Origin of the sequence: Lysobacter dokdonensis DS-58 (assembly GCF_000770795.1) — a bacterium.
GTDB lineage: Bacteria > Pseudomonadota > Gammaproteobacteria > Xanthomonadales > Xanthomonadaceae > Noviluteimonas > Noviluteimonas dokdonensis.
In genome coordinates, this window is the sequence record NZ_JRKJ01000002.1 from 1 (window position 1) to 25,696 (window position 25,696).

Annotated in this window: 22 protein-coding genes and 1 other RNA gene; 6 read left to right on the top strand and 17 right to left on the bottom strand. The window is 67.6% G+C overall.

Features of this window, described 5'->3' with window-relative positions; all coding sequences use genetic code 11:
* From LF41_RS00360 to dapB, 9 genes are all read right to left on the bottom strand, one after another.
* Window positions 1-1,693 (bottom strand): VIT domain-containing protein (locus LF41_RS00360; protein ID WP_272913759.1); only part of this gene is annotated, 1,693 nt, incomplete at its 3' end.
* A gap of 59 nt (window positions 1,694-1,752) precedes the next feature.
* Entirely contained in the window at window positions 1,753-3,468 is a 1,716-nt protein-coding gene (gene recJ, locus LF41_RS00365) for a single-stranded-DNA-specific exonuclease RecJ (RefSeq protein ID WP_036164348.1), read from the bottom strand.
* A complete protein-coding gene (locus tag LF41_RS00370) occupies window positions 3,465-4,406 on the bottom strand; it encodes a phosphoglycerate mutase (RefSeq protein ID WP_036164350.1) in 942 nt (313 codons plus the stop codon). Before LF41_RS00370 ends, recJ begins: the two co-directional genes overlap by 4 nt.
* A gap of 4 nt (window positions 4,407-4,410) precedes the next feature.
* Complete coding sequence (greA, locus tag LF41_RS00375; protein ID WP_036164352.1) at window positions 4,411-4,875, bottom strand: transcription elongation factor GreA; 465 nt, start codon at window positions 4,873-4,875, stop codon at window positions 4,411-4,413.
* A 14-nt stretch (window positions 4,876-4,889) separates the two neighbouring features.
* The gene (gene carB, locus LF41_RS00380; RefSeq protein ID WP_036164354.1) at window positions 4,890-8,138 is read right to left on the bottom strand and encodes a carbamoyl-phosphate synthase large subunit; all 3,249 of its coding nucleotides are present in this window, start codon (window positions 8,136-8,138) and stop codon (window positions 4,890-4,892) included.
* A gap of 6 nt (window positions 8,139-8,144) precedes the next feature.
* The gene (locus LF41_RS00385; RefSeq protein ID WP_036164356.1) at window positions 8,145-8,720 is read right to left on the bottom strand and encodes a hypothetical protein; all 576 of its coding nucleotides are present in this window, start codon (window positions 8,718-8,720) and stop codon (window positions 8,145-8,147) included.
* 14 nt (window positions 8,721-8,734) lie between these two features.
* Window positions 8,735-9,160, bottom strand: a complete 426-nt coding sequence (locus LF41_RS00390; protein ID WP_036164358.1) for a DUF6973 domain-containing protein — start codon at window positions 9,158-9,160, stop codon at window positions 8,735-8,737.
* A complete protein-coding gene (gene carA, locus LF41_RS00395; protein ID WP_036164366.1) occupies window positions 9,157-10,305 on the bottom strand; it encodes a glutamine-hydrolyzing carbamoyl-phosphate synthase small subunit in 1,149 nt (382 codons plus the stop codon). Before carA ends, LF41_RS00390 begins: the two co-directional genes overlap by 4 nt.
* Before the next feature lie 170 nt (window positions 10,306-10,475).
* The gene (dapB, locus tag LF41_RS00400; protein ID WP_084073181.1) at window positions 10,476-11,207 is read right to left on the bottom strand and encodes a 4-hydroxy-tetrahydrodipicolinate reductase; all 732 of its coding nucleotides are present in this window, start codon (window positions 11,205-11,207) and stop codon (window positions 10,476-10,478) included.
* 189 nt (window positions 11,208-11,396) lie between these two features.
* On the opposite strand from dapB, the gene LF41_RS00405 reads away from it, so the two are divergent.
* Together LF41_RS00405 and LF41_RS00410 are read left to right on the top strand one after the other, a co-directional pair.
* Window positions 11,397-12,953, top strand: a complete 1,557-nt coding sequence (locus LF41_RS00405; RefSeq protein ID WP_036164368.1) for a tyrosinase family protein — start codon at window positions 11,397-11,399, stop codon at window positions 12,951-12,953.
* 176 nt (window positions 12,954-13,129) lie between these two features.
* Window positions 13,130-14,623: a tyrosinase family protein gene (locus LF41_RS00410; RefSeq protein ID WP_036164370.1), complete on the top strand. Its 1,494-nt coding sequence runs from the start codon at window positions 13,130-13,132 to the stop codon at window positions 14,621-14,623.
* A gap of 15 nt (window positions 14,624-14,638) precedes the next feature.
* Here the strand turns inward: LF41_RS00410 and dnaJ are convergent, their stop codons facing one another.
* The 4 genes from dnaJ to hrcA form a co-directional block, all read right to left on the bottom strand.
* Entirely contained in the window at window positions 14,639-15,763 is a 1,125-nt protein-coding gene (gene dnaJ / locus LF41_RS00415; RefSeq protein ID WP_036164372.1) for a molecular chaperone DnaJ, read from the bottom strand.
* A 6-nt stretch (window positions 15,764-15,769) separates the two neighbouring features.
* Window positions 15,770-17,686 carry a molecular chaperone DnaK gene (dnaK, locus tag LF41_RS00420; RefSeq protein WP_036164374.1) on the bottom strand — a complete coding sequence of 639 codons (1,917 nt, stop codon included), beginning with the start codon at window positions 17,684-17,686 and terminating at the stop codon, window positions 15,770-15,772.
* 112 nt (window positions 17,687-17,798) lie between these two features.
* Entirely contained in the window at window positions 17,799-18,302 is a 504-nt protein-coding gene (gene grpE / locus LF41_RS00425) for a nucleotide exchange factor GrpE (RefSeq protein ID WP_036164376.1), read from the bottom strand.
* A 69-nt stretch (window positions 18,303-18,371) separates the two neighbouring features.
* Window positions 18,372-19,427, bottom strand: coding sequence for a heat-inducible transcriptional repressor HrcA (gene hrcA / locus LF41_RS00430; RefSeq protein WP_036164378.1), 1,056 nt, complete (start codon window positions 19,425-19,427; stop codon window positions 18,372-18,374).
* Between the two features lie 81 nt (window positions 19,428-19,508).
* Here hrcA and recN point away from each other — a divergent pair, with 81 nt between their 5' ends.
* Window positions 19,509-21,179, top strand: a complete 1,671-nt coding sequence (recN, locus tag LF41_RS00435) for a DNA repair protein RecN (RefSeq protein WP_036164380.1) — start codon at window positions 19,509-19,511, stop codon at window positions 21,177-21,179.
* On the opposite strand, the gene fur is transcribed toward recN, so the two are convergent.
* Window positions 21,176-21,577 (bottom strand): ferric iron uptake transcriptional regulator, encoded by a 402-nt coding sequence (gene fur / locus LF41_RS00440; protein WP_036165532.1) that lies wholly within the window; start codon window positions 21,575-21,577, stop codon window positions 21,176-21,178. The two genes, recN and fur, sit on opposite strands and share 4 nt — an antisense overlap.
* 50 nt (window positions 21,578-21,627) lie before the next feature.
* Between fur and LF41_RS00445 the strand changes: the two genes are divergently transcribed.
* The gene (locus LF41_RS00445) at window positions 21,628-22,029 is read left to right on the top strand and encodes an outer membrane protein assembly factor BamE (RefSeq protein ID WP_036164382.1); all 402 of its coding nucleotides are present in this window, start codon (window positions 21,628-21,630) and stop codon (window positions 22,027-22,029) included.
* 9 nt (window positions 22,030-22,038) lie between these two features.
* Here the strand turns inward: LF41_RS00445 and LF41_RS00450 are convergent, their stop codons facing one another.
* Both LF41_RS00450 and LF41_RS00455 read right to left on the bottom strand, forming a co-directional pair.
* Window positions 22,039-22,308 carry an RnfH family protein gene (locus LF41_RS00450; RefSeq protein ID WP_036164384.1) on the bottom strand — a complete coding sequence of 90 codons (270 nt, stop codon included), beginning with the start codon at window positions 22,306-22,308 and terminating at the stop codon, window positions 22,039-22,041.
* A gap of 4 nt (window positions 22,309-22,312) precedes the next feature.
* A complete protein-coding gene (locus LF41_RS00455; RefSeq protein WP_036164386.1) occupies window positions 22,313-22,744 on the bottom strand; it encodes a type II toxin-antitoxin system RatA family toxin in 432 nt (143 codons plus the stop codon).
* A gap of 29 nt (window positions 22,745-22,773) precedes the next feature.
* Between LF41_RS00455 and smpB the strand changes: the two genes are divergently transcribed.
* Window positions 22,774-23,295 (top strand): SsrA-binding protein SmpB, encoded by a 522-nt coding sequence (gene smpB, locus LF41_RS00460; RefSeq protein ID WP_036164388.1) that lies wholly within the window; start codon window positions 22,774-22,776, stop codon window positions 23,293-23,295.
* A gap of 3 nt (window positions 23,296-23,298) precedes the next feature.
* Here smpB and LF41_RS15885 read toward each other — a convergent pair whose 3' ends face one another.
* On the bottom strand, window positions 23,299-25,122 hold the full coding sequence (locus LF41_RS15885) for a sensor histidine kinase (RefSeq protein WP_052115995.1): 1,824 nt from the start codon (window positions 25,120-25,122) through the stop codon (window positions 23,299-23,301).
* Between the two features lie 106 nt (window positions 25,123-25,228).
* On the opposite strand from LF41_RS15885, the gene ssrA reads away from it, so the two are divergent.
* Window positions 25,229-25,582: a transfer-messenger RNA gene (gene ssrA, locus LF41_RS16350) on the top strand.
* Window positions 25,583-25,696 lie beyond the last annotated feature (114 nt).

Genomic DNA, 25,696 nt, shown 5'->3' on the forward strand with positions numbered 1-25,696 from the left:
GCGCCGGCGCCGGCGCCGGCGCATAGGCCATCGCGCGCTGCTCGGACGCAGCAGCTGCCGCGACCTCGCGACGCGAGACCGCATCGCGCGCCTGGTCCTCTTCTCCCGCCGCGATCTTCGCGCGCGCCGGCAGATCCTTCGGGAACTTGCGCTCCCACCAGGCGATGCGCTGGACGAATTTGTCCGCAACGCTGTCGATGCGTTCGGTGCGATGGCGAGTATCGATGTCCGTGTGCATCTTGCGCAGTTCGGCGACTTCCGCGCGCAAGGCCGGCGGCGGCGGAATGTCGTAGGTCACGTAGTCGTCGACGTTCTCGAGCACGAGCAACGACGTCCCCGGCGTCACGATGCCGAATTCCTGCCCGATCCGTGCAATCCGTGCGGCATTGCGTTCCGGATCGGCGGACAACGCGCGGACCTTCCAGCCGGCCCACAACGCGGCGATCTGCGGATGCGAGGAGCCATCGATCGGCATGTCGACGCGCACGACCTTGCGGCCGCCGGCCCCCTCGACGGTGACGTCGACATACGCGCCCGGCTGCGTCGCGCGACCCGCGACACGGAGGATGAAGTCGTCGACGAAACGCCCTGGCACTTCGAGGTCCGTCACACCATGCGGCGCGAGACCGACGATGCGCGGTGCTTCATCGAACAAGCCCTTTCCGCTCGCGTCGACGAGCCGCCCGTTGCGCTGCTGCGCGAGCACGGCCAATCGCGTCGGGTCGCCGCCGACCGGCGTGGTGGAAATCGCGTACAGACGCTGGTTCGCTTCCAGGCGCGGCACTTCGGTCTCGCCGTAGTTGCGCTGGCCGTCGCTGACAAGCAGGTATTCGTCGATATCGGCGGTCGGAATCCAGTCGGCCAGATCGGTCGCGCCGTCTTCCACCGTGGCGTCGAGCTTCTTGCGCAACGCGTGCCACTGGCCGTTCCGGATCTCGAACGTGCCGCCGTCTTCGCCCACGTCGCGCAGGATGCGCAACGTCACGCGGCCCTCGCCCATCGCGGCGAAATAGCGATCGAGCAGCGCGTAGGTCTGCGCGCGGTCGCGCGTGCGCTCCGACGCCGAGGCATCCCACAGCAAGCCGATGCGCTTGGGCACGACGCGCGGCTTGAGGATCGGCTTGCCGATCGGCACTTCGCCCAGGACGTAGACATCGCCGTTGTCGCGGCGTGCGGCGTACGCGGCACTGTTCGACTGCCTGCGTTCGACGGTTTCGTCGATCACCAATCGCACGCGGCGCGTGCCGTTCGCCGGGATCGGATACACGCGCACGCGGAAATTGTTGCCGGCGGTCTGTTCCAGCAGCCCCGGGTCCACGCCACGGCGTTCGATGGATTCGAACACCTGGCGTCCCTTGTCCTTCGGCACGGGCACCGCCTCGCGCATCTCGCCCCCGATATCCAGCGCGAAGCCGGAGATCTGCTGGCCCGCTGCGAGCGGGAATTCCAGCGTGCCTTCGAGCAGGCGTGCGTTCGGGTTGCGCAGTTCGAACGTCAGCGTCCTCCGCGACAGCCGGCCTGCGACGTCGACCTTCGCTTCGACGCGGCGCACCTGGATCGGTTGCAATCCCTGCGCATCGCCACCGATGCGCACGAGCGGCGCGGTGACGTTCTGTGCCTGCGAGACGGGCGACGAAAAGCCGAGAACGAACGTGATCGCGCATGCGATCGCCGCGAGGGTGGTGCGCTGCATCGATGTCCCCTGTGCGAGCCGTGGTTGGTCCCTCGAACGCGCGGCTGGCGCGAACGGGGTCAGGCGTCGGCCGAGTATTCCACGATCAACTGGATCGCGTCGCCGCCGCGGTAGTCGTCCACCGCCAGGCGATAGGCCAGGTGCACGCGCGGCGGCGGCGGATGGCCGGTCCATCCGTTGAAGTGGATGGCGTCGAGGGGCGCGGGGCGCCCGGGAAGCCGCAGGGACAACTTCAGGTGCCGCATGCCGACGACGCGATGCCCCACGACGTCGAACACGCCGTCGAACAGCGGCTCGGGGAATGCCTGGCCCCAGGGACCGCCATCGCGCAGGCATTCGGCGCTCGCGCGGTCGAACTCGTGTGCTTCAAGCGCGCCATCGCTGACCACTTCGGCCTGCAGCAACGCCGGATCGAGCACGCCCTCGACGTGCACGCGCAGCGCATTGGCGAAGGCATCGAGCGCACCATGCGACAGGCTCAGGCCCGCGGCCATCGCGTGCCCGCCGAAGCGCGGGATCATGCCCGGCAGCGCGGTATCGACCGCCGCGAGCGCGTCGCGAATGTGCAATCCGGGAATCGAGCGTGCCGAGCCGCGCAAGGCTTCACTACCCGGTTCGGCCGGCGCAAAGGCCACGACGGGCCGATGCACGCGATCCTTCATGCGCGACGCGACCAGCCCGACGACGCCCGGATGCCAGGCCGGATCGAACAGGCACAACACCGGCGGCATGTCGCCGTCGAGCGCGACGCGTGCCAGCGCGGCTTCCGCCTCGTCCGTCATTTGTTGCTGTACGCCCTTGCGCTCAGCGTTGATTTCGCCGAGCACCCCGGCGAGATGCCGCGCGTGGGCCAGATCATCGGAGAGCAGGCACTCGATGCCGAGTGCCATGTCTTCGAGGCGGCCGGCGGCATTGATGCGGGGCGCGAGCCCGTAGCCGATGTCGGCGGCGGTGAGCGTGCGCACGTCGCGCCCGCTGCCCTCGATCAACGCCTGCAGTCCCGCGCAGCCCTGCCCCGCGCGCAGCCGACGCAAACCGGCGCCGGCGAGCGCGCGGTTGTTCGCGTCGAGCGGAACCAGGTCGGCGATCGTGCCGACCGCGACGAGGTCGAGCAGCGTCGTCAGATCCGCGTCGCCGGGCAATCCTTCGGCACGCAGGCGCGCACGCAACGCCAGCAACACGTAGAACATGACACCGACGCCCGCGAGCGCCTTGCTCGGGAAGCCGTCGCCGCGCACGTTGGGATCGACGATCGCATTCGCGTCGGGCAGCGTCTGCCCGGGCAAGTGATGGTCGGTGACGAGCACCTGCCAGCCGCGCGCGCGTGCAGCGGCGACACCGGCATGGCATGCGATGCCGTGGTCGACCGTGACGAGCAACTCCGGCTGCAACGCGGCGAGATCGTCGATGAGCCCGGGCGACAGCCCGTAGCCGTGCACCGCGCGATTGGGCACCGCATGCGACACGCGCTTCGCGCCGAGCATCCGCAACCCGCGCACGCCGACCGCGCACGCGGTCGCACCGTCGCAATCGAAATCGCCGACCACGACGATGTGCTTGTCCTGGACGATCGCATCGCGCAGCAAGGCGGTTGCCGCGTCCATCCCGCCCATCGTGTCGGGCGCATGCAGGCGCGCGAGCTTCGGACGCGCAGTCTCGAAATCCGCCGCGCCCCGCGTGGCGTACAAGCGGCGCAACAGCATCGGGACTTGGTCGGGCCATTCACCCGAGGGAACGACGACGGGGCGGCGCACGATGCGGCGCATGAGCGTCATGCGTCGAACGCCTTGAGCGGTTTGCGCCAGAAGCGCCAGCGGTGGTTTGGCAGCAGCGTGAAGCGCGCGCCGTCGTCGTGGTCGAGGTGGATCGCGGTCAACGCACCGCTGCGCAGTTGGGCCATCGCCGGCTCCAGCCACTTCGTTTCGAACGCGCGCAGGTCGCGCAGCGGACGCAGGTCGATCAAACCCGCGCCGTCGAAGTTTGCAGGCACATCGCCGCCATCGACCTTCGCCGCCTTCGTCAACGCCCGCAACGTCACTTCATTCGAATGCACGCGCGCGTGCGACGTCGTCACGTGATCCGGCACCACGCCACCACCCCAGAACCATAACGAATTCACGGGCGGCTTGCCTTCCGCCTGCCGCTGGGCATTCAACGGATGCTGATGCAGCGCGACCTGCGCCTCGCTCAACAAGGCACGCCAGCGACGGCCTTCCGGTCCTTCCGGCAAATGATCGAACAGGTCGGCGCCGAGGGCTTCCTCGGGCGAGGCCATCGACGGCAGTTTCGCTTCGCGCGGCAAACGCAGGTACCAACGCGCGGGACGCGGCGCGTCGATCGGCATTCCCGAATCGCCGAACAACGGCCGGAGCGCGGACAGGAACGCATCGGCCTCCGCCTGCGTCATCTGCAACGCATCGCCGCACGCGAGCAAACGCGCGCCATTGAGATCGGGCCGCACGAACGCGGGATCGGCGCGCAACCACGCGCCGAGCGTCGCATCGTTGGAATCGAACGCACGGGTGATCGCCGCGACCGGCCAGCCGCGCGGGAGCAAGTCGAAATGCCGCAGCAGTTGCGCGCGCTCGCCGGGCTCGCCGTCGGTGCGATCCGCGCGACCCAGGGCCTTCGCGAACGCGGGCGACAATGCCTGCCCGCCGAATCGCGCGCGCGCCGGCAACAGGAAAGTCGCCGGCGCCGCGGTGCGCGTCACGTCGTCAGGCCTCGTATCGGACCGCGACGATTTCGAACTCGCGCTGGCCCGCGGGCGCGTCGATGGTGATCGTGTCGCCCTCGTGCTTGCCGATCAGCGCACGCGCCACCGGCGAGGAGATCGCGATCATGCCCTGCTTGATGTCGGCTTCGAGGTCCCCGACGATCTGGTACTGCTTCTCTTCGCCGCTGTCGGCGTCGGCCAGTTCCACCGTCGCGCCGAACACGACGCGCGAGCCGGCGTTGAGCGCGCCCACGTCGATGACCTGCGCGTGCGAGAGCTCCGATTCCAGCTGCTTGATGCGGCCTTCGATGAAACCCTGCTGCTCTCGCGCGGCGTGGTACTCGGCGTTTTCCTTGAGGTCGCCGTGCGCGCGCGCCTCGGCGATCGCATGGATCACCGCCGGCCGCTTCACCGACTTGAGTTCTTCCAGTTCGGCGCGCAAACGTTGCGCGCCCTTCGCCGTCATGGGGGCCCGGGTGGTCATGCCGTCTTCTTCAGTTCCTGGTGGAGCGCCTGCAGCGCGTTGACCTCGCCCGCACCGCGATGGTCGAGCGAATTCAACAATGCGCGGGCGCCCGCGATGGTGGTCGAGTACGTGACGCGCTGCTGCAAGGCCTCGCGTCGGATCGAGAACGAGTCGGCGATCGCCTGCTTGCCCTCGGTCGTGTTGACGATATACACGATCTCGCCGTTCTTGATCAGGTCGACGATGTGCGGACGGCCCTCGATCACCTTGTTGATGCGGTCGCACGACAGGCCCTGGTCGCGCAGGAAATCCGCAGTGCCCCCGGTGGCGACGAGCGAATACCCGCGACGCACGAGATCCTGCGCGACGCCGAGCACGCGCACCTTGTCCGGGTCGCGGACGGAAATGAACGCCTTGCCCACGGGCGGCGCCTTGATGCCACCGGCTTCCTGCGCACGAGCGAACGCCGCGCCGAAGCTGCGGCCCACGCCCATCACCTCACCCGTCGAACGCATTTCCGGGCCGAGGATCGGATCCACGTTCTGGAACTTCGCGAACGGGAAGATCGCTTCCTTCACCGAGTAGTAGCCCGGCACGACTTCCTTCGTCGCGCCCTGCTCGGCCAGCGACTTGCCGGCCATGCAACGCGCGGCGATCTTCGCCAGCGGCACGCCAGTGGCCTTCGACACGAACGGCACCGTGCGCGAGGCGCGCGGGTTCACTTCGAGCAGGAAGATGGTGTCGTCGCCGTCGTCGTTCTGCTGGATGGCGAACTGCGTGTTCATCAGGCCGACCACCTTGAGCGCCTTGGCCAGCGCGATCACCTGCTCGCGCAGGCGGTCCTGCGTCTGCGCCGACAGCGAGTACGGCGGCAGCGAGCACGAGGAGTCGCCCGAATGCACGCCGGCTTCCTCGATGTGTTCCATCACGCCGCCGATCAGCACGTTGCCGTCCTGGTCGGCGATGATGTCGACGTCGACTTCCACCGCGTTGTCGAGGAAGCGGTCGAGCAGTACCGGCGAATCGTTCGACACCTTCACCGCTTCGCGGATGTAGCGCGAGAGGTCGGCGTCGGAATACACGATCTCCATCGCGCGGCCGCCGAGCACGTAGCTCGGGCGCACGACGAGCGGATATCCGATCTGCCTGGCGATGGCGATCGCTTCGTCGTGGTTGCGCGCGGTGCCATTCGGCGGCTGCAGCAGCTTGAGTTCGTTGACCAGGTGCTGGAAACGTTCGCGGTCTTCGGCCAGATCGATCGAATCCGGCGAGGTACCGATCACCGGCACGCCGTTGGCTTCCAGCGCCTGCGCGAGCTTCAGCGGCGTCTGGCCGCCGTACTGCACGATCACGCCCTTGGGCTGTTCGAGTTCGACGATTTCGAGCACGTCTTCGAGCGTCAACGGTTCGAAGTACAGGCGGTCGGACGTGTCGTAATCGGTCGACACGGTCTCCGGGTTGCAGTTGACCATGATGGTCTCGAACCCGTCCTCGCGCAGCGCAAGCGCCGCGTGCACGCAGCAGTAGTCGAACTCGATGCCCTGCCCGATGCGGTTCGGGCCGCCGCCGAGCACGATGATCTTGTCGCGCGAGGTCGGCATCGCCTCGCACTCGTCTTCGTACGTCGAGTACAGGTACGCGGTGCTGGTGGAGAATTCGGCGGCGCAGCTGTCGACGCGCTTGTACACCGGACGCACGTTGAAGGCCTTGCGCAACGCACGCACGGCCGATTCGTTCGTCTTCACCAGTTGCGCGATGCGTGCGTCGGAGAAGCCCTTGCGCTTGAGCTGGCGCAGCGTGCGCGCATCGAGGCCGTCGAGGCCCATCGCGGCGACGTCGCGTTCCATCGCGATCAATTCCTCGATCTGGTCGAGGAACCACGGATCGACGAACGACAGCGCATGCACGTCTTCGACCGACATGCCCGCGCGGAAGGCGTCGCCGAGGTGGAACATGCGTTCCGGGCCCGGCTCCTTCAGTTCGCGGCGCATCTTGATCAGGTCGTCTTCGTTCGAAAGGTCCAGACCCGTGGGATCCAGGCCGATCTTGCCCGTCTCCAGCCCGCGCAATGCCTTCTGCAGCGATTCCTGGAAGCTGCGGCCGATGGCCATCACTTCGCCGACGGACTTCATCTGCGTCGTCAGGCGCGCATCGGCGGCAGGGAACTTCTCGAACGCGAAGCGCGGGATCTTGGTGACGACGTAGTCGATGGTCGGTTCGAACGAGGCCGGCGTCTTGCCACCCGTGATCTCGTTGCGCAGTTCATCGAGCGTGTAACCCACGGCGAGCTTGGCGGCGACCTTCGCGATCGGAAAGCCCGTGGCCTTCGATGCCAACGCCGACGAACGCGACACGCGCGGGTTCATTTCGATCACCACCACGCGGCCGGTCTGCGCGTTGATGCCGAACTGTACGTTCGAACCACCCGTGTCGACGCCGATCTTGCGCAGCACGGCGACCGACGCATCGCGCAGGCGCTGGTATTCCTTGTCGGTGAGCGTCTGCGCCGGCGCGACGGTGATCGAGTCGCCGGTGTGCACGCCCATCGCGTCGAGGTTTTCGATCGAGCACACGATGATGCAGTTGTCCGCCTTGTCGCGGACCACTTCCATTTCGAATTCCTTCCAGCCCAGCACCGATTCCTCGACGAGGATTTCGTGCACGGGCGAGAGCTCCAGGCCGCGCTTGGCGATCTCTTCGAACTCTTCCTTGTTGTAGGCGATGCCGCCGCCCGTGCCGCCCAGCGTGAAGGACGGACGGATGATCGTCGGGTAACCGACGGTCGCCTGGATTTCGACGGCCTGCTCGAACGTGCGCGCGACCGCGGCCTTCGGGCATTCCAGCCCGATGTCCTGCATGGCGACGCGGAACAACTCGCGGTCTTCGGCCATGCGGATCGCTTCGCGCGAGGCGCCGATCAGCTCGACGTTGTATTTCTCCAGCACGCCGTTGTCGGCGAGGTCGAGCGCGCAGTTCAGCGCGGTCTGGCCGCCCATGGTCGGCAGCAGCGCGTCGGGCTTTTCCTTCGCGATGATCTTCTCGACCGTCTGCCAGTTGATCGGCTCGATGTAGACCGCGTCGGCCATTTCCGGGTCGGTCATGATCGTCGCGGGATTCGAGTTCACCAGGACGACGCGATACCCCTCGTCGCGCAACGCCTTGCAGGCCTGCGCGCCGGAGTAGTCGAACTCGCACGCCTGCCCGATGACGATCGGGCCCGCGCCGATGATGAGGATGGTCTTGAGGTCGGTTCTCTTCGGCATGGGGGATCAGCTCTTCTGCGGCGGGCCGCACTTGGCGGTCACTTGTTGCACGATGGTTTTGACCGACGCCTGGGTCAGCTCGGGCAAACGCTTGTTCACGGTCAGGAAGACCTCGCCGGCGGGCGTGGTCATGAAGCGCTCGACCTGCGCGAGCTCCTTCTTGTCCAGGCTGGCCAGGATGTCGTTGCCTTCCCTTGCGCCGCCCTCGATGGCGGTCAGCATCTTCCGGCCGGCGGAGGATTCGAAGAAGGCGACGGTCTGGTCCGCCGTGCCGGGCGCGCCGAACAAGGCTTCGTAATGCGTGCGCATGGTGTCGAAGAGCATGTCCGCGCTGAAGGTCTCGACGATGCAAGTGCGTTGCGGTTCGGCGACGGTTTCGAACTTCGGACGCAGCTCCGCGATGGCTTCTTCGGAGTGCTCGCGGACCTTCAACAACACGAGCAGCCGGTCGATGCCGGCTTGCTGCGCGGGCGCCTGCACGGGCGCGGCAGGCGGCACGTCATCGGCGAAGGCCGGGGTCGTGCACGCGAAAGCCAGCGCCAGCCCGGCCAGGAAGTGGATGGATCGGTCGAAGATGCGCATCGAGTTCCCCGTGCTCAATACATGCGGTCCTGCCACCGCTCGCGCGGCAGCCAGGTGATCTGGTTGTCGTCGGTCGCGCCGACGGCGCCGGTGGCGATCGAGGCGCGCACGCGCGCCTGCATGTCGCTCCAGCTGTTCGCCTCGGTGCCGATGCGCGCGCCGATGCGGTTGTTGTGTGCGTCCATCCATCGCATGTCGCCGCCCTGCCCGTCGCGTTCCATCACGCGGGTGACGAGGGCGACGATGCGCGGCGAGGTCGTGTAGGCGACCGTCGCGCTGGCGAGCGTGTGGCGATACGCATCCGAAGGACCGTTGCGCCCGCCGGGGAGGTTCGCCTTGAACCAATGCGCGTACACCGTGCCGAGCACGAATGCCGGATACGCGCCGAGCAACAGCACGGCGATGGCGGCGAACTTGCGTCGGCGGCGGCGCGCGGTCACGCCGACGGCTTTCCCTGTCGCATGGCGTCGATGAAGCGGTCGAACAGCGGCGCGACGTCGTGCGGGCCGGGGCTCGCTTCCGGGTGGCCCTGGAAGGAGAAGGCCGGGGCGTCGGTGAGCGCGATGCCCTGGTTCGAACCGTCGAACAGCGAGCGATGCGTGACCTTGGCGTTCGCAGGCAGCGAGGCCTCGTCCACCGCGAACCCGTGGTTCTGCGAGGTGATCATCACGCGGCCGGATTCGAGGTCGATCACCGGGTGGTTCGCGCCGTGGTGGCCGAACTTCATCTTGCTGGTGGTCGCGCCGATGGCCAGGCCGAGGAGCTGGTGGCCCAGGCAGATGCCGTAGGTCGGAAGCTTGCGGTCGACGAAGGTGCGGATGGCCTCGATGGCGTAATCGCACGGGGCCGGGTCGCCGGGGCCGTTCGACAGGAACACGCCGTCGGGCTGCATGGCGAGCACCTGCTCGGCCGGCGTCTGCGCCGGCACGACGGTCACGTCGCAGCCGCGCTCGGCCAGCATGCGCAGGATGTTCTGCTTCACGCCGAAGTCGTAGGCGACGACTTTGTACTTCTGTTCGCCCGCGACGAAGGCGTTGGTATCGAGGTCGAGCTGGCCTTCGCGCCAGCCGTAGGCTTCGCGCGTGCTGACTTCCTTCGCCAGGTCCATGCCCTTCAGGCCGGGGAACTTGCGGGCGGCCTCGATGGCCTTGTCGACGTCGAGGACTTCGCCGATGGCCGTGGCGGCGAGCAGCGCGCCGTTCATGGCGCCGCGGTCGCGCAGCAGGCGGGTGAGCTTGCGGGTGTCGATGTCGGCGATGGCCACCACGCCGCGCGCCTTCATCCACTCCGGCAGCGCCTGCTGGTTGCGCCAGTTGCTCGGGCGGCGCGGGACGTCGCGCACGATCAGGCCCGCGGCCCAGACCTGGCGGGCTTCGTCGTCCTGGTCGGTGCAGCCGGTGTTGCCGATGTGGGGATAGGTCAGCGTGACGAGCTGCCGCGCATAGGAGGGATCCGTCAGGATCTCCTGGTAGCCGGTCATCGCGGTGTTGAACACCACTTCGCCGACCGACAGGCCGGGCGCGCCGACGGAAACGCCCTCGAAGATCGTGCCGTCTTCGAGTGCGAGGAGTGCAGTTGGGGTCACGGGGATTTCGCCTCGGTCGGGGGGTTGCCCCTGGCCGCGAGCTCCGGAAGGAGGTTGCAGCAAAGCGCGGACGCGGCGTTTGTTCCGGTCCGTGCTGGCAGGTGGCAGGCGAGCCGGGATTGTACCGGCGTCGGACGCTTCCGACAAACGATGCCGGCGTTTTCCGGCGATCAGCCCAGCAGGTCGCCGATGCGATAGCGGGCCGGCGGCCGGTTCGCGAGCCATGCGGCGGCGTGCAGCGCACCGCGGGCGAAGATGTCGCGGTTGGTGGCGCGGTGAGTCAGCTCGATGCGTTCGCCGAAGGTGGCGAACTGCACGGTGTGCTCCCCCACGATGTCGCCGGCGCGCAGCGATGCATAGCGCGGGACGGCGCCGCCCTGCCCCGCGGCGTCCCCGAGCGTCAGCGCGGTGCCGGAGGGCGCGTCGAGCTTGCGCACGTGGTGTTGCTCGACGATGTCGACGTCCCAGCCGGGCAACGACCGCGCGGCGCGTTCGACGAGGTCGGCGAGCACGGCCACGCCGAGGCTGAAGTTGGACGCCCACAACACGGGGATGCGCGCGCCGGCTGCATCGAGCGCGACGCGTTGCGATTCCGACAACCCCGTCGTGCCGCTGACCAATGCGCGGCCGTGCTCGACGCAGTGCGCGAGCACCGCGTCGAACGCTTCGGGCAGGCTGAAGTCGATGACGACGTCGCACTCGGGCGCGCCGGCCAGTTCGGCCGATGCGAATTGCGGCACGCCGTCGATGACGCGCTGGCCGACCTTGCGCGTCACCGCGCCGATTACCACGAAGCGCTCCGGCTGCTCCGCCGCCAGCCGCTGCAACGCCTGGCCCATGCGGCCGTTGGCGCCGTTGATCAGCAGGCGCAGCGGTGAAGTCGGCGTGAGGGTCTCGTCCATGCGGGTGAGGCTATCGGAAGTCACCCCGCTACGTCACGCGCCCATCGCGTCAACGTCTTCGTCACGTTGCTGTACCCCTCGTGCGGATCCCGCCACCCGTGACCGGAATGTCACGCAAATCACGGTGTTGTGTTGCGAAGGGGCGTCGGGAAGGGCGCCGCTTCAAACGATCATTCGCGGAGAGCTCCAATGATTTCGTTGTCCCGCCGTCGCTTCCTGCAAGGGGCCAGCGCGATGCCGCTGGCCACGTGGCTGTCCAGCAACGCGTTCGCGCAGTCGCTCCCCCTGGTGCGTTACGACATCGCCTCGCCGCAGGGCCTGGACATGCTCACGACGTACGCCAACGCGATGCGCACGATGCTCGCCAAGCCGGAAACCGATCCGACCAGCTGGCTGTGGCAGTGGTACTCGCACTTCGTCAACGGTGCGACCACGAAAGCCGCCGAACTCACGCGCATCTTCGGCACGACGGTGACGCCGCAGAGCACGCTCGCCAACGAGATGTGGAATACCTGCCAGTCGCACGCCGGGCAGAACACCAACCACTTCCTGCCGTGGCATCGCATGTTCGTGTTCTTCTTCGAACAGATCATCCGCGAAGTCAGCGGCCGCCCGGACTTCACCCTCCCCTATTGGGATTACACCTCCGCCGATCCGCTCAAGCGCGGCATCGTGCCGCTGCAGTTCCGGTTGAAGCTGGACCCGGTGTTCAACGTGCTGTATCGCGCCGATCGCACGACGCTCGCCAACACCGGCCAGCGCATCGACAAGACGCAGCCGACCGACCAGATGGACATCAGCGCGACGATGGCGTGCGCGGCGTACAGCACGGTCGGCACGGTGCTCGGTTTCTGCCGCTCGATCGACTCCAACATCCACGGCCGCATCCACGTGCTGGTCGGTAATGCGAAGAACATGGGCGCGGTGCCGTACGCGGCGCGCGACCCGCTGTTCTGGGTGCACCACTCGAACATCGACCGCCTGTGGGAGAGCTGGAACAAGAACTACGCGGGCGTGAATCCCGTCTCCACGTGGGGCAACACGCAGTTCGTGTTCGCCGATCGCCTGGGCCAGCGCGTCACCGGCCGGCTGAAGGAGTTCTTCGACCTGGGCCTGCTCGGCTACCAGTACGACCAGCTCGTGGCGCCGCCGCCTCCGCCTCCGCCGCCCCCGGAGACCCCGCCGGCTGCGGGACAGACAACGCCCAAGAAGAAGAAGACCGTCGCGCCCTCCAACGCGCAGCGGGTCGCCGCCTTGATGGTGAGCCCGCCCGAGCGCGTGGCGTCGTCACTGAAGATGGCCGAACTCGGCGCAGCCAACACGCGCGTCACCGTGCAGCGCCTGGCCGCCGCGCGTCAGATCTCGCCGATGCTCGGCCTGGTGCCGGCGACGGCCCCGCAACGCACATACCTGGTATTGAAGAACCTGCACACCTGGAAGCAGCCGGAAGTGCTGTACCACGTGTACCTGGGCCCGGCGAAGGGCAACGCGCTGAACAAGAACACCTACGTCGGCGCCATCAACTTCTTCGACGCCGAATTCCACGACCACGGCGGCCACGGCGCGAAGCTGGACACCGCCTTGGGCGAGAACTTCTTCAGCTTCGACGTGACCGACTTGCTGCGCCGTTTCGAACGTGGCGGCGCGGTGGCGCGCAATGCATTGCAGGTGACCTTCGTGCCGGGCGGAAAGCCCACGCAGGGTGCCGGCAGCATGGTCGCCACGATCGAGTTGGTCCGGCAGTAAACGAAGGCAAACCGCTGCGCGCCGACGCAGGCGCGCAGCGGCGGCAGGGGGCCGTCTTCGTGCGTTACTTGAGGTCGCTTACACCCTGCCATCACCCGGACGGGCGTCATGCTCGTCCGTAATCGCGGCAGGGGGCGAAGTCTCCTGCTGCACGCGCAATTTGCAGGAGAACCACCGTGAGCGACCTCACCCGACGCAACCTGATCAAAGGCATCGCGGCCACGCCGCTGGTGTTCGGCTTCGCGCGCAACGCGCGCGCCGCCACCTTCCTTCGGTGCGATCTGTCAACGCCGGGCGGCCAGGACATGCTGGCGACGTATGCCGATGCCATCCGCCTGATGCAGGCGATGGGCCCCGAGAACCCCTTGAGCTGGCTGTGGCAGTGGTACACCCACTTCACCGACGGTGCGACGAACAAGGCCGCCGAAATCGCGCGCGTGTGGGGCGAAACCGTCACGCCGCAGCGTACGCTGGCCGAGGAAGTCTGGAACACCTGCCAATCGCACGCGGGCCAGAGCTCGAACTTCTTCCTGCCGTGGCACCGTTACTACGTCTTCATGCTCGAGCGCATCATCCGCTCGGTCACGGGGCGCGTGGATTTCGCGATGCCCTACTGGAACTACACGTCCGCCGATCCCGCGCAACGCGGCGTGGTGCCGTTGCAGTTCCGCTTGCCCGACGACCCGGTGTTCGGCGTGCTGTATCGCCCGAACCGCGTCTCGCGCGCGAACAACGGCCTGCCGATCCATGCGTTGCAGCCCGGCGATGCGATGAACATCGACGAGGCGATGTCGAAGACGAACTACAGCACCGTCGGCAGCGTCACCGGCTTCGGCCGTACGCTCGATTCGACCATCCACGGCCGCATCCACACGCTGGTGGGCAACACGCGCGGCATGGGCGCGGTGCCGTACGCCGGCAACGACCCGCTGTTCTTCGTGCACCACTGCAACATCGACCGCATGTGGGCCAGCTGGAACAGGAACGGCAACAAGAACCCGACCGACGCGGTGGCCAATCCCTGGATCAACAACGCGTTCGTCCTGGCCGACGAACGCGGCCTGCGCGCATCGCGCAGCAGCAAGAACCTCTTCAGCGTGTTGCAGTTGGGCTACGACTACGACGCGTTCTTCCCGCGTCCGCCCGTGCAGCCGACGACGCCACCGGCCACCACGCTCATGGCGAAGGCCGTCTCGGGCGCGCAGAAGGTCGCTTCCTCGGTGAACATGGTGACGCTGGGCAAGGCCGCGGCGACGGTGAAGCTCGCGCGCCAGCCCAACGCGAAGGCGACGAACATGCTGGGCCTGGACAGCGACGCGCGCCGCACCTACCTGGTGCTGCGCAAGCTGCATGCATGGAAGCAGCCGGGCGTGCTCTTCCACGTGTACCTGTGCGACACGCCGAATGCGCCGGTCGCGGCGAAGAACTACGTGGGCAACATCAACTTCTTCGATGCCGAATTCCACGACCACGGCGGCGGCAGCAAACTGGATACCGCGCTGGGCGACAACATCTACAGCTTCGACGTCACGCCGTTGCTGTCGGGCATGGCGAAGACCAGCCGGGCGAGCACGGCGCGCGACCAGTTGTTCGTGAAGATCGTGCCGGGCGGTACCCCGGAAACCGGCGCGGACGCGATGATCGCGCAGGTGGATCTGATCCGGCAGTAAGCCGGATCAGCTGCATCAACTCGTCATCCGGTCCCAGAAACCCTTGACGCCATCCAGGAACGTACTCGCCTTCGGCGAGTGCTTCCGCGCGCCTTCGCCGACGAAGGTCGCTTCGAACTTCTCCAGCAAGTCGCGCTGTTCCGCCGTGAGATTCACCGGCGTTTCGACGACGGCCTTGCAGTAGAGATCGCCCGGCGCGCGGCTGCGCACCGAACGCACGCCGCGGTCGCGCAGGCGGAACACCTTGCCCGTCTGCGTTTCGGCGGGGATGCGCAGTTCGAGGTCGCCGTGCAGCGTGGGCACGCGGATGATGTCGCCCAGCGCCGCCTGCGAGATGCGCAGCGGGATGTCGCAATGCAGGTCGTCGCCGTCGCGCTCGAAAATGTCGTGCGGGCGCACGCGCACTTCGACGAACAGATCGCCCGGCGGCGTGCCCGGCGGGCCGGCTTCGCCTTCGCCCTGCAGGCGGATGCGGTCGCCGTTGTCGACGCCCGCGGGGATCTTCACCGAGAGGACCTTCTCTTCCTCCAGGCGTCCCTGCCCCATGCACGGCTTGCACGGATTGGGAATGGTCTTGCCGCGCCCGGCGCAATGCGGGCACGTCTGCTGCATCTGGAAGATGCCGCGCTGCATGCGCACCTGGCCGCGTCCGTGGCAGGTCTGGCAGTCCTCGAGCACGCCGTCGTTGGAGCCGGTGCCCGCGCAGTGGTGGCACGACACCAACGTCGGCACTTCGATGCGCTTTTCCAGGCCCGCGACAGCTTCCTCGAGATCGAGCTCCATCACGTATCCGATGTCGGCGCCGCGACGTGGACCGCCGCGCGCGCCGCCACCGAAGATGTTGCCGAAGATGTCCCCGAAGATATCGCCCATGTCGGAGTAGCCCGGTCCGCCCGGGCCACCGCCGCCCATGCCGTGTTCGAACGCGGCATGGCCGTGCTGGTCGTACACGCGGCGCTTGGCCGGCTCCGACAGCACTTCGTAGGCTTCCTTGCATTCCTTGAACGCGGCTTCCGCGGCGTGGTCGCCGGGGTTGCGGTCCGGGTGATGCTTCATCGCGCTGCGACGATAGGCCTTCTTCAGGTCATCGTCGCTGGCGTCCCGGGCAACGCCGAGGACTTCGTAGTAGTCGCGTTTCATCCGTGCTTACTTCTTGTCGTCCTTGACCTCGGTGAATTCGGCATCGACGACATCGTCGCCGGCCGGCTGGCCACCCTGCGGGCCGCCGGCGTCGCCGCCGCCCTGCCCGCCCGATGCCGCCGCCGCGAGCGACTGCGCCGCTTCTTCAAGCGCACGCGTCTTGGCTTCGATCTGGCCCTTGTCGTCGCCCTTCATCGCGGTCTCGAGATCCGACAGCGCGCCTTCGACGCGGCCGATCACGTCGCCGCCGACCTTGCTGCCGTGCTCGGTGATGGCGCTGCGCACCGAGTGGATCAGCGCGTCGGCCTGGTTGCGGGCCTGCACGAGCTCATGGAACTTCTTGTCTTCCTCGCGATGCGCTTCGGCGTCGCGCACCATCTGCTGGATCTCTTCGTCCGACAGGCCCGAGCCGGCCTTGATCTCGACCTTCTGCTCCTTGCCCGTCTTCTTGTCCTTGGCGTGCACGTGCAGGATGCCGTTGGCGTCGATGTCGAAGGAGACTTCGATCTGCGGCATGCCGCGCGGGGCGGCGTCGATGCCCGACAGGTCGAAGCGCGCCAGCGACTTGTTGAAGCGCGCCTGCTCGCGTTCGCCCTGCAGCACGTGCACCGTCACCGCGGACTGGTTGTCCTCGGCGGTGGAGAAGGTCTGCGAGGCCTTGGTCGGGATCGTGGTGTTCTTCTCGATGATCTTGGTGAACACGCCGCCGAGGGTTTCGATGCCCAGGCTCAGCGGGGTCACGTCGAGCAGCAGCACGTCCTTGACGTCGCCGGCGAGCACGCCGCCCTGGATGGCCGCGCCGAGCGCCACGGCTTCATCGGGGTTGACGTCCTTGCGCGGTTCCTTGCCGAAGAACTCGCCCACCATCGCCTGCACCTTCGGCATGCGGGTCTGGCCGCCGACGAGGATGACTTCGCTGATCTCGCTGGCACGCAGGCCGGCGTCGTTGAGCGCGATGCGGCACGGCTCGATCGTCTTCTTGACCAGGTCGTCCACCAGCGCTTCGAGCTTGGCGCGCGTGAGCTTGATGTTCAGGTGCTTCGGGCCCGAGGCGTCGGCCGTGACGTACGGCAGGTTCACTTCGGTCTGCTGCGCGGAGGACAGCTCGATCTTCGCGCGCTCGGCGGCGTCCTTCAGGCGCTGCAGCGCGAGCGGATCCTTGCGCAGGTCGATGCCCTGGTCCTTGAGGAATTCCTCGACGAGGTAATCGATGACGCGCTTGTCGAAGTCTTCGCCGCCGAGGAACGTATCGCCGTTGGTGGAGAGCACTTCGACCTGCATCTCGCCGTCGACCGACGCGATCTCGATGATCGACACGTCGAACGTGCCGCCGCCCAGGTCGTACACGGCCACCTTGCGGTCGCCGCCCTTCTTGTCCATGCCGTAGGCCAGCGCGGCCGCGGTGGGCTCGTTGATGATGCGCTTGACCTCCAGGCCCGCGATGCGGCCGGCGTCCTTGGTGGCCTGGCGCTGGCTGTCATTGAAGTACGCCGGCACCGTGATGACCGCTTCGGTCACCGTCTCGCCGAGGTAGGCCTCGGCCGTCTTCTTCATCTTTTCCAGCACGCGCGCGGAGACTTCCTGCGGCGCGAGCTTCTTGCCGTCGGCGGTGGCAACCCATGCATCGCCGTTGTCGTGCTCGATGATCTGGTAGGACACCAGGCCGATGTCCTTCTGGACTTCGGCGTCCTTGAACTTGCGGCCGATCAGGCGCTTGACCGCGAAGAACGTGTTCTTCGGATTGGTGACCGCCTGGCGCTTGGCCGAGGCGCCGACCAGGACTTCGCCGTCCTTCGTATAGGCGACGGTGGACGGGGTGGTGCGATCGCCCTCGCTGTTCTCGATGACGCGCGCCTTGCCGCCTTCCATGATCGCCACGCACGAGTTGGTCGTGCCCAGGTCGATGCCGATGATCTTGCCCATGGTGTGTCTCCCTCGAAACTTTCTTTGATCGAATGTGTCGGCGGCCGCGCCGCCGGAATGTCTGCGATGTAGGGGTTCGCGCGGCCGCTTCAAGTGGCCGCGGCGCCCGTGTTCAGTCGTGTTTGGCCACCACCACCAGCGCCGGGCGCAGGAGGCGGTCGTTCAGCACGTAGCCTTTCTGGAAGACCTGCGCCACGGCGCCGGGCGGCAGCGCGCCGGCCTCGACCATGCTCATGGCTTGGTGCTTCTCCGGGTCGAAGCTGTCGCCCGGCAGGGGCGCCACCTCGATCAGCCCGTTCGACGCGGCGATGCGGTGCAGCTGGCGCAGCGTGAGCTCCATGCCTTCGCGCAGCGGGTCGGCCTTCTCGGCCGCGGCCAGGCCGGCTTCCATGCTGTCGAACAGGGGCAGCAGCTCGGAGAGCAGGCGCTCATTGGCGAACTTGCGCGCCATGTCGACGTCGCGTGCCAGGCGCTTGCGCTGGTTGTCGAGGTCGGCGCGCTCGCGCAGTTGCTCGGCGCGCAGTTGTTCGATTTCGCCGCGGAGGGCTTCGATCTGGTCCTGCGGCGAGGCGTCGGAATCGAGCGTCGCGCCGCCTTCCTGGGGGTCTTGGGTCATGCCGGTGGTCCGTGAACGGCGGCATCCTCGCCGCCCGTGGCACAGCGATGCGGCCGCCGGCGCCCGCTTTCAAGTCCCCGAGGACGACTCCAGCGCCTGCCCGAGTACCCCGGCGGCGGCCTGCACCACCGGGATCACGCGGTCGTAGGCCATCCGCGTGGGGCCGATGACCCCGAGCACGCCCAGCACGCGGCCGCCGGCGCCGTAGGGCGCGGTCACCAGCGAGACCGATTCGAGCGGCGCGATCCCGCTCTCCTCGCCGATGAACACGCGCACGCCCGGGGCGCGGGCCGTGCGTTCGAGCAACTGCAGGATCTCGCGCTTGCGGGAGAAGGCTTCGAACAGTTCGCGCAACCGATCGAGGTCCGACAAGTCCTGCACGCCCATCAGGCGGGTCTGGCCGGCGAGCACGACGTCGTCCCCGCCGCCCGGCGCCAGCGCCTGTTCGGCCAGCTCCACCGTGTGGGCCATCAGCGTTTCCATCTCCAGGCGCGCCGCGCGCAGCTCGTGCACGAGCGTCACGCGGATCTCCTGCAACGGGCGCCCGGCGAAATGCTGGTTGAGGTAATTGGCGACGCGTTCGAGTTCGCCCGAATCCCACGCACGGCGCGTGTGCAGGATGCGGTTCTGCACGTCGTTGTCGGCGAAGACGAGGATCGCGAGCACGCGGTTGGCGTCGAGCGAGACGAAGTCGATGTGGCGGAAGGCGAATTGCTCGCGCTTCGGCACGCCGACCACGCCGACGAAATGCGTCATCGCCGACAGCAGTTCGGAGGCGTTGCCCAGCAACGCCTGCGTCCCCGACCCGGCCGGCATCTCCTGCCGCAGCCGCACGAGTTCGCTTTCGGGCAGCGGTTTGACCTGCAGCAGCGAATCGACGAACACGCGATAACCCTGCGTGGTCGGGACGCGCCCGGCGGAGGTATGCGGCGAAGTCAGCAAGCCGCCCTCTTCCAGGTCCCCGAGGATGTTGCGGATGGTGGCCGGACTGATGTCCAGGCCCGAGTGGCGCGCCAGCGTCTGCGAACCGACGGGCTCGCCATCGCGGATGTACCGCCCGATCAGCGTGCGCAGCAACTGCCGTGCGCGCGGGTCGAGTTCAGCATCGGGGGGACGTGGGGCCATGTCGGCGGTATAAGCCCGTGGCGCGACACGCGCAAGGCGGAATCTCTTCGGGCGAGACGCAGGACCGTTTACGCTAACGCCATGCTCACGCACCTCGCCCTCCAGGACTTCGCCGTCGTCCGCGCCGCCGAACTCGATTTCGGCCCCGGCCTCACCGTGATTTCCGGCGAAACCGGCGCCGGCAAGTCGCTGCTCGTCGATGCGCTGGGGTTCCTCTCCGGCGCGCGCGGCGACAGCGGCGTGGTCCGCCACGGTGCGGAACGCGCGGAACTGATCGCCGTCTTCGCGCTGCACGATGCGCCCGAAGCAGCCGCATGGCTGCGCGAGCAGGAACTCGACGACGATGGGCAGGCGTGCCAGCTGCGCCGCACGCTGCGGGCCGATGGCGGGTCGAAGGCGTGGATCAACGGGCGGCCGGCGACGATAGCGCAACTGTCCGAGATCGCCGGGCTGCTGGTCGAAATCCACGGCCAGCACGAACACCAGGCGTTGATGTCGCGCGGCTCGCAACTGGCGCTGCTCGACGCCTTCGGCCGCAACGATGCCAAGCTCGCCGACGTGCAGGCCGCCGCGCGTGCATGGACCGCGCTGGTGCGCGAACGCGACGCGCTCTCGCAACGTGGCGACCCCGGCGACCGCATTGCCTTCCTCGAACACCAACTGGCCGAATTGCGCCGCGAAGCGCTGGAACCCGACGCCTTCGCCGACCTCGTCGCCACGCACAAGCGCCACGCGCACGCCGCGGGGTTGATCGCCGCGTGCGATGCCGCGGGCGGACGCCTCGGCGGCGAAGACGGGCCGTCGCTCGGCCGCCAGTTGCAACAGATGCGCAACGATCTCGCGCGCCAGGCCGAGCACGAACCACGCCTGGCCGAAATCGACGCGATGCTCGACATCGCCGCGATCCAGCTCGACGAAGCGGCTTCGTTGCTGGAACGCGTGCGTGCCGACCTCGACATCGACCCGGCCGCATTCGACACGCTCGACCGCAAGTTGGTGCAACTCCACGACCTCGCGCGCAAGCACCGCGTCGCGCCCGACGCGCTGGCCGCGCAACGCGACGCCATCGAGGCCGAAGCCGTGGCGCTGCAGGGTTCCGAAGAACGCGTGCGCGCGCTCGATGGCGAGATCGACACCGCCCGCAGCACCTGGAAGAAAGCCGCCGATGCGCTGACGAAGGCGCGCACCAAGGCGGCTGAAACGTTGTCGACGTCGACGACCGCGCTGATCGGCGAACTCGGCATGGGCGGCGGGCGCTTCTCCGTGTCGATCGAACCGAACACCAACGGTGATCCCGATCCGCAGGGCGCCGAACGGATCGAATTCCTCGTCGCCGCCAACCTCGGACAACCGGCGCGCGCGCTCCGCAAGGTTGCCTCGGGCGGCGAACTCTCGCGCATTTCGCTGGCCATCGAAGTCGCCGCACTCGGCCTGGACGCCGTCCCGACGATGGTCTTCGACGAAGTGGACTCGGGCATCGGCGGCGCGGTGGCGGACATCGTCGGCCAGAAACTCCGCGCACTGGGCGGCACGCGCCAGGCGTTGTGCGTCACGCACCTGCCGCAAGTGGCCGCGCAAGGCCACGCGCACTACCGCGTCAGCAAGGCCGCCACCGACGGCATGACGCAAAGCGCCGTGCGCAAGCTCGAAGCGAAGGAACGCGAGGAAGAACTCGCCCGCATGCTGGGCGGCGTGGAAGTGAGCAAGGAAGCCCGCGCGGCGGCGCGAAGGCTGCTGGCGGACGCGAACTAACGCTTCTTGCGGACGTACAACACCAAAGCGTGTTCTTCGATGTCGTAGCCGTGCTTGGCCGCGATCTGCTTCTGCAGCTCCTCGATCTCCGCGCTCTGGAACTCGATGACCTTGCCGGTCTCGATGTCGACCATGTGGTCGTGGTGTTCCCCGCGATCGAGTTCGTAGACGGCGTGCCCGCCTTCGAAGTTGTGCTTGAGCACCAGCCCGGCGGCCTCGAACTGCGTCAGCACCCGGTAGACGGTGGCCAGGCCGATCTCGTCCCCGTGGTCCAGCAACTGGCGATAAATGTCCTCCGCCGTCATGTGCTTCGGGCGGGTTTGCTCCAGCAGCTCGAGGATCCGCATGCGCGGATGGGTGACCTTGAGCCCGGCCTTGCGGAGATCCTGCTGTTCCATGGCGGCGGAGTGTATCATCGGCCCCTCCCCGCGCCGCCCATAGCCACCGAATGCGCAAGCTGCTGATCGCCCTCGCCCTCGCCGCCCTCACCTCCGGTTGCGGCATGCTGTACCGCACGCCGATCTACCAGGGCAACCTGCTCGAGAAGTCGAACGTCGAGCAACTCCAGCAAGGCATGGACAAGCGCCAGGTGATGAACCTGCTCGGCTCGCCCTCCGTCGCCGACCCGTTCCACCACGACCGCTGGGATTACGTCGCCACGCAGCGCACCGGACGCGTGGGCGCCACGGAAAAGAAGACGCTCACCCTGTGGTTCGAGAACGACCAGCTGGCCAAGTGGGACGGCGAGTACTTCGGCGAGCAGGACGAACAGCTCTCCAAGGAAATGCGCGACCACTACGGCAACCTGCCGGTCGACAAGAAAAAGAAGCAGCAGCAGCGCAAGCGCTGACCTTCGGCGTTACTTCGGGCGCGCCGCGCGTGCCCGTCGAGCGTCCTTCGGGTCCGCCACCAGCGGACGCAGCAATTCGATCCGGTCCCCGCCCCGCAACACCGTTTGCGGCGACGTCCGCACGCCGTGCAGGGCCAGCCCGTCGATCCCGCGCGCAGCCAGCACATCGGGCGTGAGCCCCGCCGACTCCAGCGCCTGCGCCACCGTCGTGCCCGGCGCCACGTCCGCCGACCACGACTCGAACGCCCGCGGCACCGCCAGCACGATCTCGATGCGCACGGACCTACTCCGCGCCGCGGTCGGCCGCGCGCACGAAATCGTCGACCATACGATCGGCCAGCCCCTGGAACCCGATCGCGAACGCCGGCCCCAGCAACTTGTTCTTCGGCTCGAAATCCAGCGTCAGCGTCACCTTGCACGCCGACTCGTCGAGCGCATGGAACTGCCAGCGCCCGTGCAACTTCTTGAACGGACCGTCCTTCAGCTGCATGTCGATGTGGTGCGGCGGCGAGAGCGTGTTCTCCGTGGTGAACCACGTGCGGAGGGAACCCAGGCCCAGGTCCAGCCGCGCGACCAGGCGTTCATCGCTGGTTTCGAGCACCTGCGCGGCCTCGCACCAGTCGAAACGGCGCGGATACGCCGCAATGTCGTTCACGAGCGCGAACATGCGGGCGGCGGAGTGTTCGACGAGGGCGCTGCGCTGGATCGTGGGCATCTTCGGCCGGCTTCGGCGAGAATGGCGGGATGAACAAGAAAGCGGCCAAGGATAAGGGAAAGTCGGCCCCCGGCGCGGCGAAGACGCCCGCGCAGAAGACCATCGCCCTCAACAAGCGCGCCAAGCACGAATACCACCTCGAACAGAAGATCGAGGCCGGCATCGCCTTGCAGGGCTGGGAGCTCAAGGCGATCCGAGCGGGCCGCGCCAACATCGGCGAGGCCTACGCCATCGTCAAGGACGGTGAGCTGTACCTCTTCGGTGCACAGATCACGCCGCTCATCTCCGCCTCCTCGCACGTGGTGGCCGAAGCGCACCGCACCCGCAAGCTGCTGCTGCATCGGCGCGAGATCGACACGCTCGTCGGCCGCGTGCAACGCGATGGCTACACGCTCGTCCCCACCGCGCTGTACTGGAAGGCCAACAAGGTGAAGGCCGAACTCGCGCTGGCGCGCGGCAAGCAGACGCACGACAAACGCGAGGCCAGCAAGGAACGCGACTGGAACCGCGAGAAGCAGCGCGTGTTGCGTCGACACAACAAGGACGCGTGATCCTCAGCGCAGGGTGAAGCGGAACATCGCACCCTTCCCGGACTCGCCCGTCGCGGTGATCGTGCCGCCGTGGCGCTCGACGATGCGCTTCACCGTCGCAAGGCCGATGCCCTCCCCCGCGTATTCGGCTTCGTCATGCAATCGCTGGAAGGGACGGAAGAGTTTGTCGACGTACGCCTGGTCGAAGCCCGCGCCGTTGTCCTGCACGTAGAAGGTTTCGCCGTCGTCGTCCTGCGCGAACACGATGCGTGCATCGATCCGGTCGCGGGTGAACTTCCACGCGTTGCCGAGCAGGTTCTGCAACACGCTGCGCACCATTGCGGCATCCGCGGTGGCGACCAGCGTCGGTGCGATGTCGACGGCGACGGGCCGGTGCGGTTCGGCCGTGCGCAGGTCGGCGATGATTTCGCCGGCGATGCGCGACAAGTCGAGGCGTTCGGGCACGAGGTCCCCGCGCGCGACGCGTGAGAGCTTCAGCAACCCTTCGATCAACTCGCTCATGCGCGCGGCGGCGTTGCGCACGCGTTCCAGGTAACTGCGGCCCGTGTCGTCGAGCACGGGCGCGTAGCGGTCGTCGAGCACGCGGCCGAAGCCTTCGATCGCGCGCAGCGGCGCACGCAGGTCGTGCGAGACCGAGTACGCGAAGGATTCGAGCTCGCGGTTGGCTTCGCTCAACTCGCGCGTGCGCGTTTCGACGCGCGCTTCGAGGCTGCGGTTCATCGCGCGCACGCGCGCCTCGCTGCGACGCGCGGCCAGGCTCATGCGCGCCGCCAGGCGTTGCGCACGCAGTTCGGTATGCGCCAGCGACCACACGATGCCGAACAACAACAGCGACGCGAGCAGACCGACGATCAACGCGGTACGTAACGGGGCCAACCCCGGCGCCGCTTGGTGCAGCGGCCCGGAGGCGAAATCGAAATGCCACTGGCGGCCGTAGGCGCGGACGGTGGTGGCATCGTGGAACGCGGCCTTGTCGCCGTCGCGGAAGCCGGGATCGGCGTACACCAGGACGCGCGCGCCATCGGTGACGTCGTACAAGCGGAACGTCACGGACCGCTTGATCGGCGCCAGCGCCACTTCGACGAACCGCTTCGCGCGGATCGGTGCGTACACCCAACCGGTGATCGCCGCCTGGCGCTGCAGCACCGTCGGCGGCGCGAGCCCGCCCGGAAACACCGGGACGTACAACAACAAGCCGCCGGCGTGCGGATCGAGATCCTGCACGAGCTTCACGCGCGCGCTCATGCGCGGCAGCGCTTCGCGCATCGCGGCCTGCATCGCGGCATTGCGTGCGGGCTCGTTGTACATGTCGAAGCCGATCGCGCTGAGGTTTTCGGCGGTGCGTGGTTCCAAGTAGAGGATCGGCCCGTAACGCTCGCGCTCGCCGCGCGGCCAGACCGTCAGCAGCCCGCGGCCGGCATCGCGCGTATCGATCTGCAATTGCTGCAATTGATATCGGCTGACGAAGGCCGCGTACCCCAGACCCGTCATCGCGGGAAAGCGTTCCTTGAGGTTGAGCCCGTCGACGTACGCCTGCCATTCCGCCGGACTCGGCCGTGCGACGCTCGCGAACAGCGCCGCACCGCCACGGATCGTCAGTTCGTAATTGACGAGTCGCTGTTGCAACAACTCGACGATTTCGTCCGTCGACGCGTGGAATTCGGCCTTCGCGCTTTCCAGCGCATTCTCGCGCGCCGCGCGCCAGGCCATCACGACCAACAACACGGTGGCCACCAGCACCAGCACCGCGAGCACGAAGCCCGCGACGCCCGGCGTCGCACGCGGGGCGTCGGGCGCGGCGGCGGGGGGACGCGACGCATTCGGCATGGCCCCAGCATAAGCGGATGAACCCGCCCCGACCCCGCCGCCCCCGCGCCTTGCCCTCCCCGGCTGCGCGCCTATACTGGGCGGGTCAGCGAAATCGATGTCTCCCGGGGGTGCACTGGCTTCGACGGGGGTCGCGAAATCACTTGGCGCATGCCGAGGGGGTAGCTTTCCTCGTTAATCCAGCTGCAAAAACCTAGACGCGAACGACGACGTCTACGCTCTGGCCGCTTAAGGCCTAGCCCCGAACCCACTTGTGCCTGTGCTCGTGGATGTAGGGTCATCATCACAGGATCGGTTGGAGTGGCGACCCGTCAGCTTCGACTTAACCTAAAGCGGGTGTGTCCCTTGGTGTGCCTCGCACGTCGTGTTGCCAAGGGCCGAGAACGAACGGCGAGCTAAGCATGTAGTGCCGGGGATGGAGTGCCTTCGGACGGGGGTTCAATTCCCCCCACCTCCACCATTGAAAGCAAAGGCCCGCCCAGCGCGGGCCTTTGCTTTTTGTTTTCTGCTCGATCATCTGTATTGGCGAGGGAACTTCCATCCCGAGAATCCACGCCACCATGCGATGTCGCAT

Excerpts from the sequence above, each read along its gene's own strand:
- LF41_RS00405 (WP_036164368.1), top strand. The coding sequence starts at position 11,397 with ATGATTTCGTTGTCCCGCCGTCGCTTCCTGCAAGGGGCCAGCGCGATG.
- LF41_RS00445 (WP_036164382.1), top strand. The coding sequence starts at position 21,628 with ATGCGCAAGCTGCTGATCGCCCTCGCCCTCGCCGCCCTCACCTCCGGT.
- recJ (WP_036164348.1), bottom strand. The coding sequence starts at position 3,468 with ATGACGCTCATGCGCCGCATCGTGCGCCGCCCCGTCGTCGTTCCCTCG.
- recN (WP_036164380.1), top strand. The coding sequence starts at position 19,509 with ATGCTCACGCACCTCGCCCTCCAGGACTTCGCCGTCGTCCGCGCCGCC.
- dapB (WP_084073181.1), bottom strand. The coding sequence starts at position 11,207 with ATGGACGAGACCCTCACGCCGACTTCACCGCTGCGCCTGCTGATCAAC.
- greA (WP_036164352.1), bottom strand. The coding sequence starts at position 4,875 with ATGACGGCGAAGGGCGCGCAACGTTTGCGCGCCGAACTGGAAGAACTC.
- smpB (WP_036164388.1), top strand. The coding sequence starts at position 22,774 with ATGAACAAGAAAGCGGCCAAGGATAAGGGAAAGTCGGCCCCCGGCGCG.
- dnaK (WP_036164374.1), bottom strand. The coding sequence starts at position 17,686 with ATGGGCAAGATCATCGGCATCGACCTGGGCACGACCAACTCGTGCGTG.
- LF41_RS00385 (WP_036164356.1), bottom strand. The coding sequence starts at position 8,720 with ATGCGCATCTTCGACCGATCCATCCACTTCCTGGCCGGGCTGGCGCTG.
- fur (WP_036165532.1), bottom strand. The coding sequence starts at position 21,577 with ATGGAACAGCAGGATCTCCGCAAGGCCGGGCTCAAGGTCACCCATCCG.
- LF41_RS15885 (WP_052115995.1), bottom strand. The coding sequence starts at position 25,122 with ATGCCGAATGCGTCGCGTCCCCCCGCCGCCGCGCCCGACGCCCCGCGT.
- LF41_RS00455 (WP_036164386.1), bottom strand. The coding sequence starts at position 22,744 with ATGCCCACGATCCAGCGCAGCGCCCTCGTCGAACACTCCGCCGCCCGC.
- grpE (WP_036164376.1), bottom strand. The coding sequence starts at position 18,302 with ATGACCCAAGACCCCCAGGAAGGCGGCGCGACGCTCGATTCCGACGCC.
- carB (WP_036164354.1), bottom strand. The coding sequence starts at position 8,138 with ATGCCGAAGAGAACCGACCTCAAGACCATCCTCATCATCGGCGCGGGC.
- dnaJ (WP_036164372.1), bottom strand. The coding sequence starts at position 15,763 with ATGAAACGCGACTACTACGAAGTCCTCGGCGTTGCCCGGGACGCCAGC.
- hrcA (WP_036164378.1), bottom strand. The coding sequence starts at position 19,427 with ATGGCCCCACGTCCCCCCGATGCTGAACTCGACCCGCGCGCACGGCAG.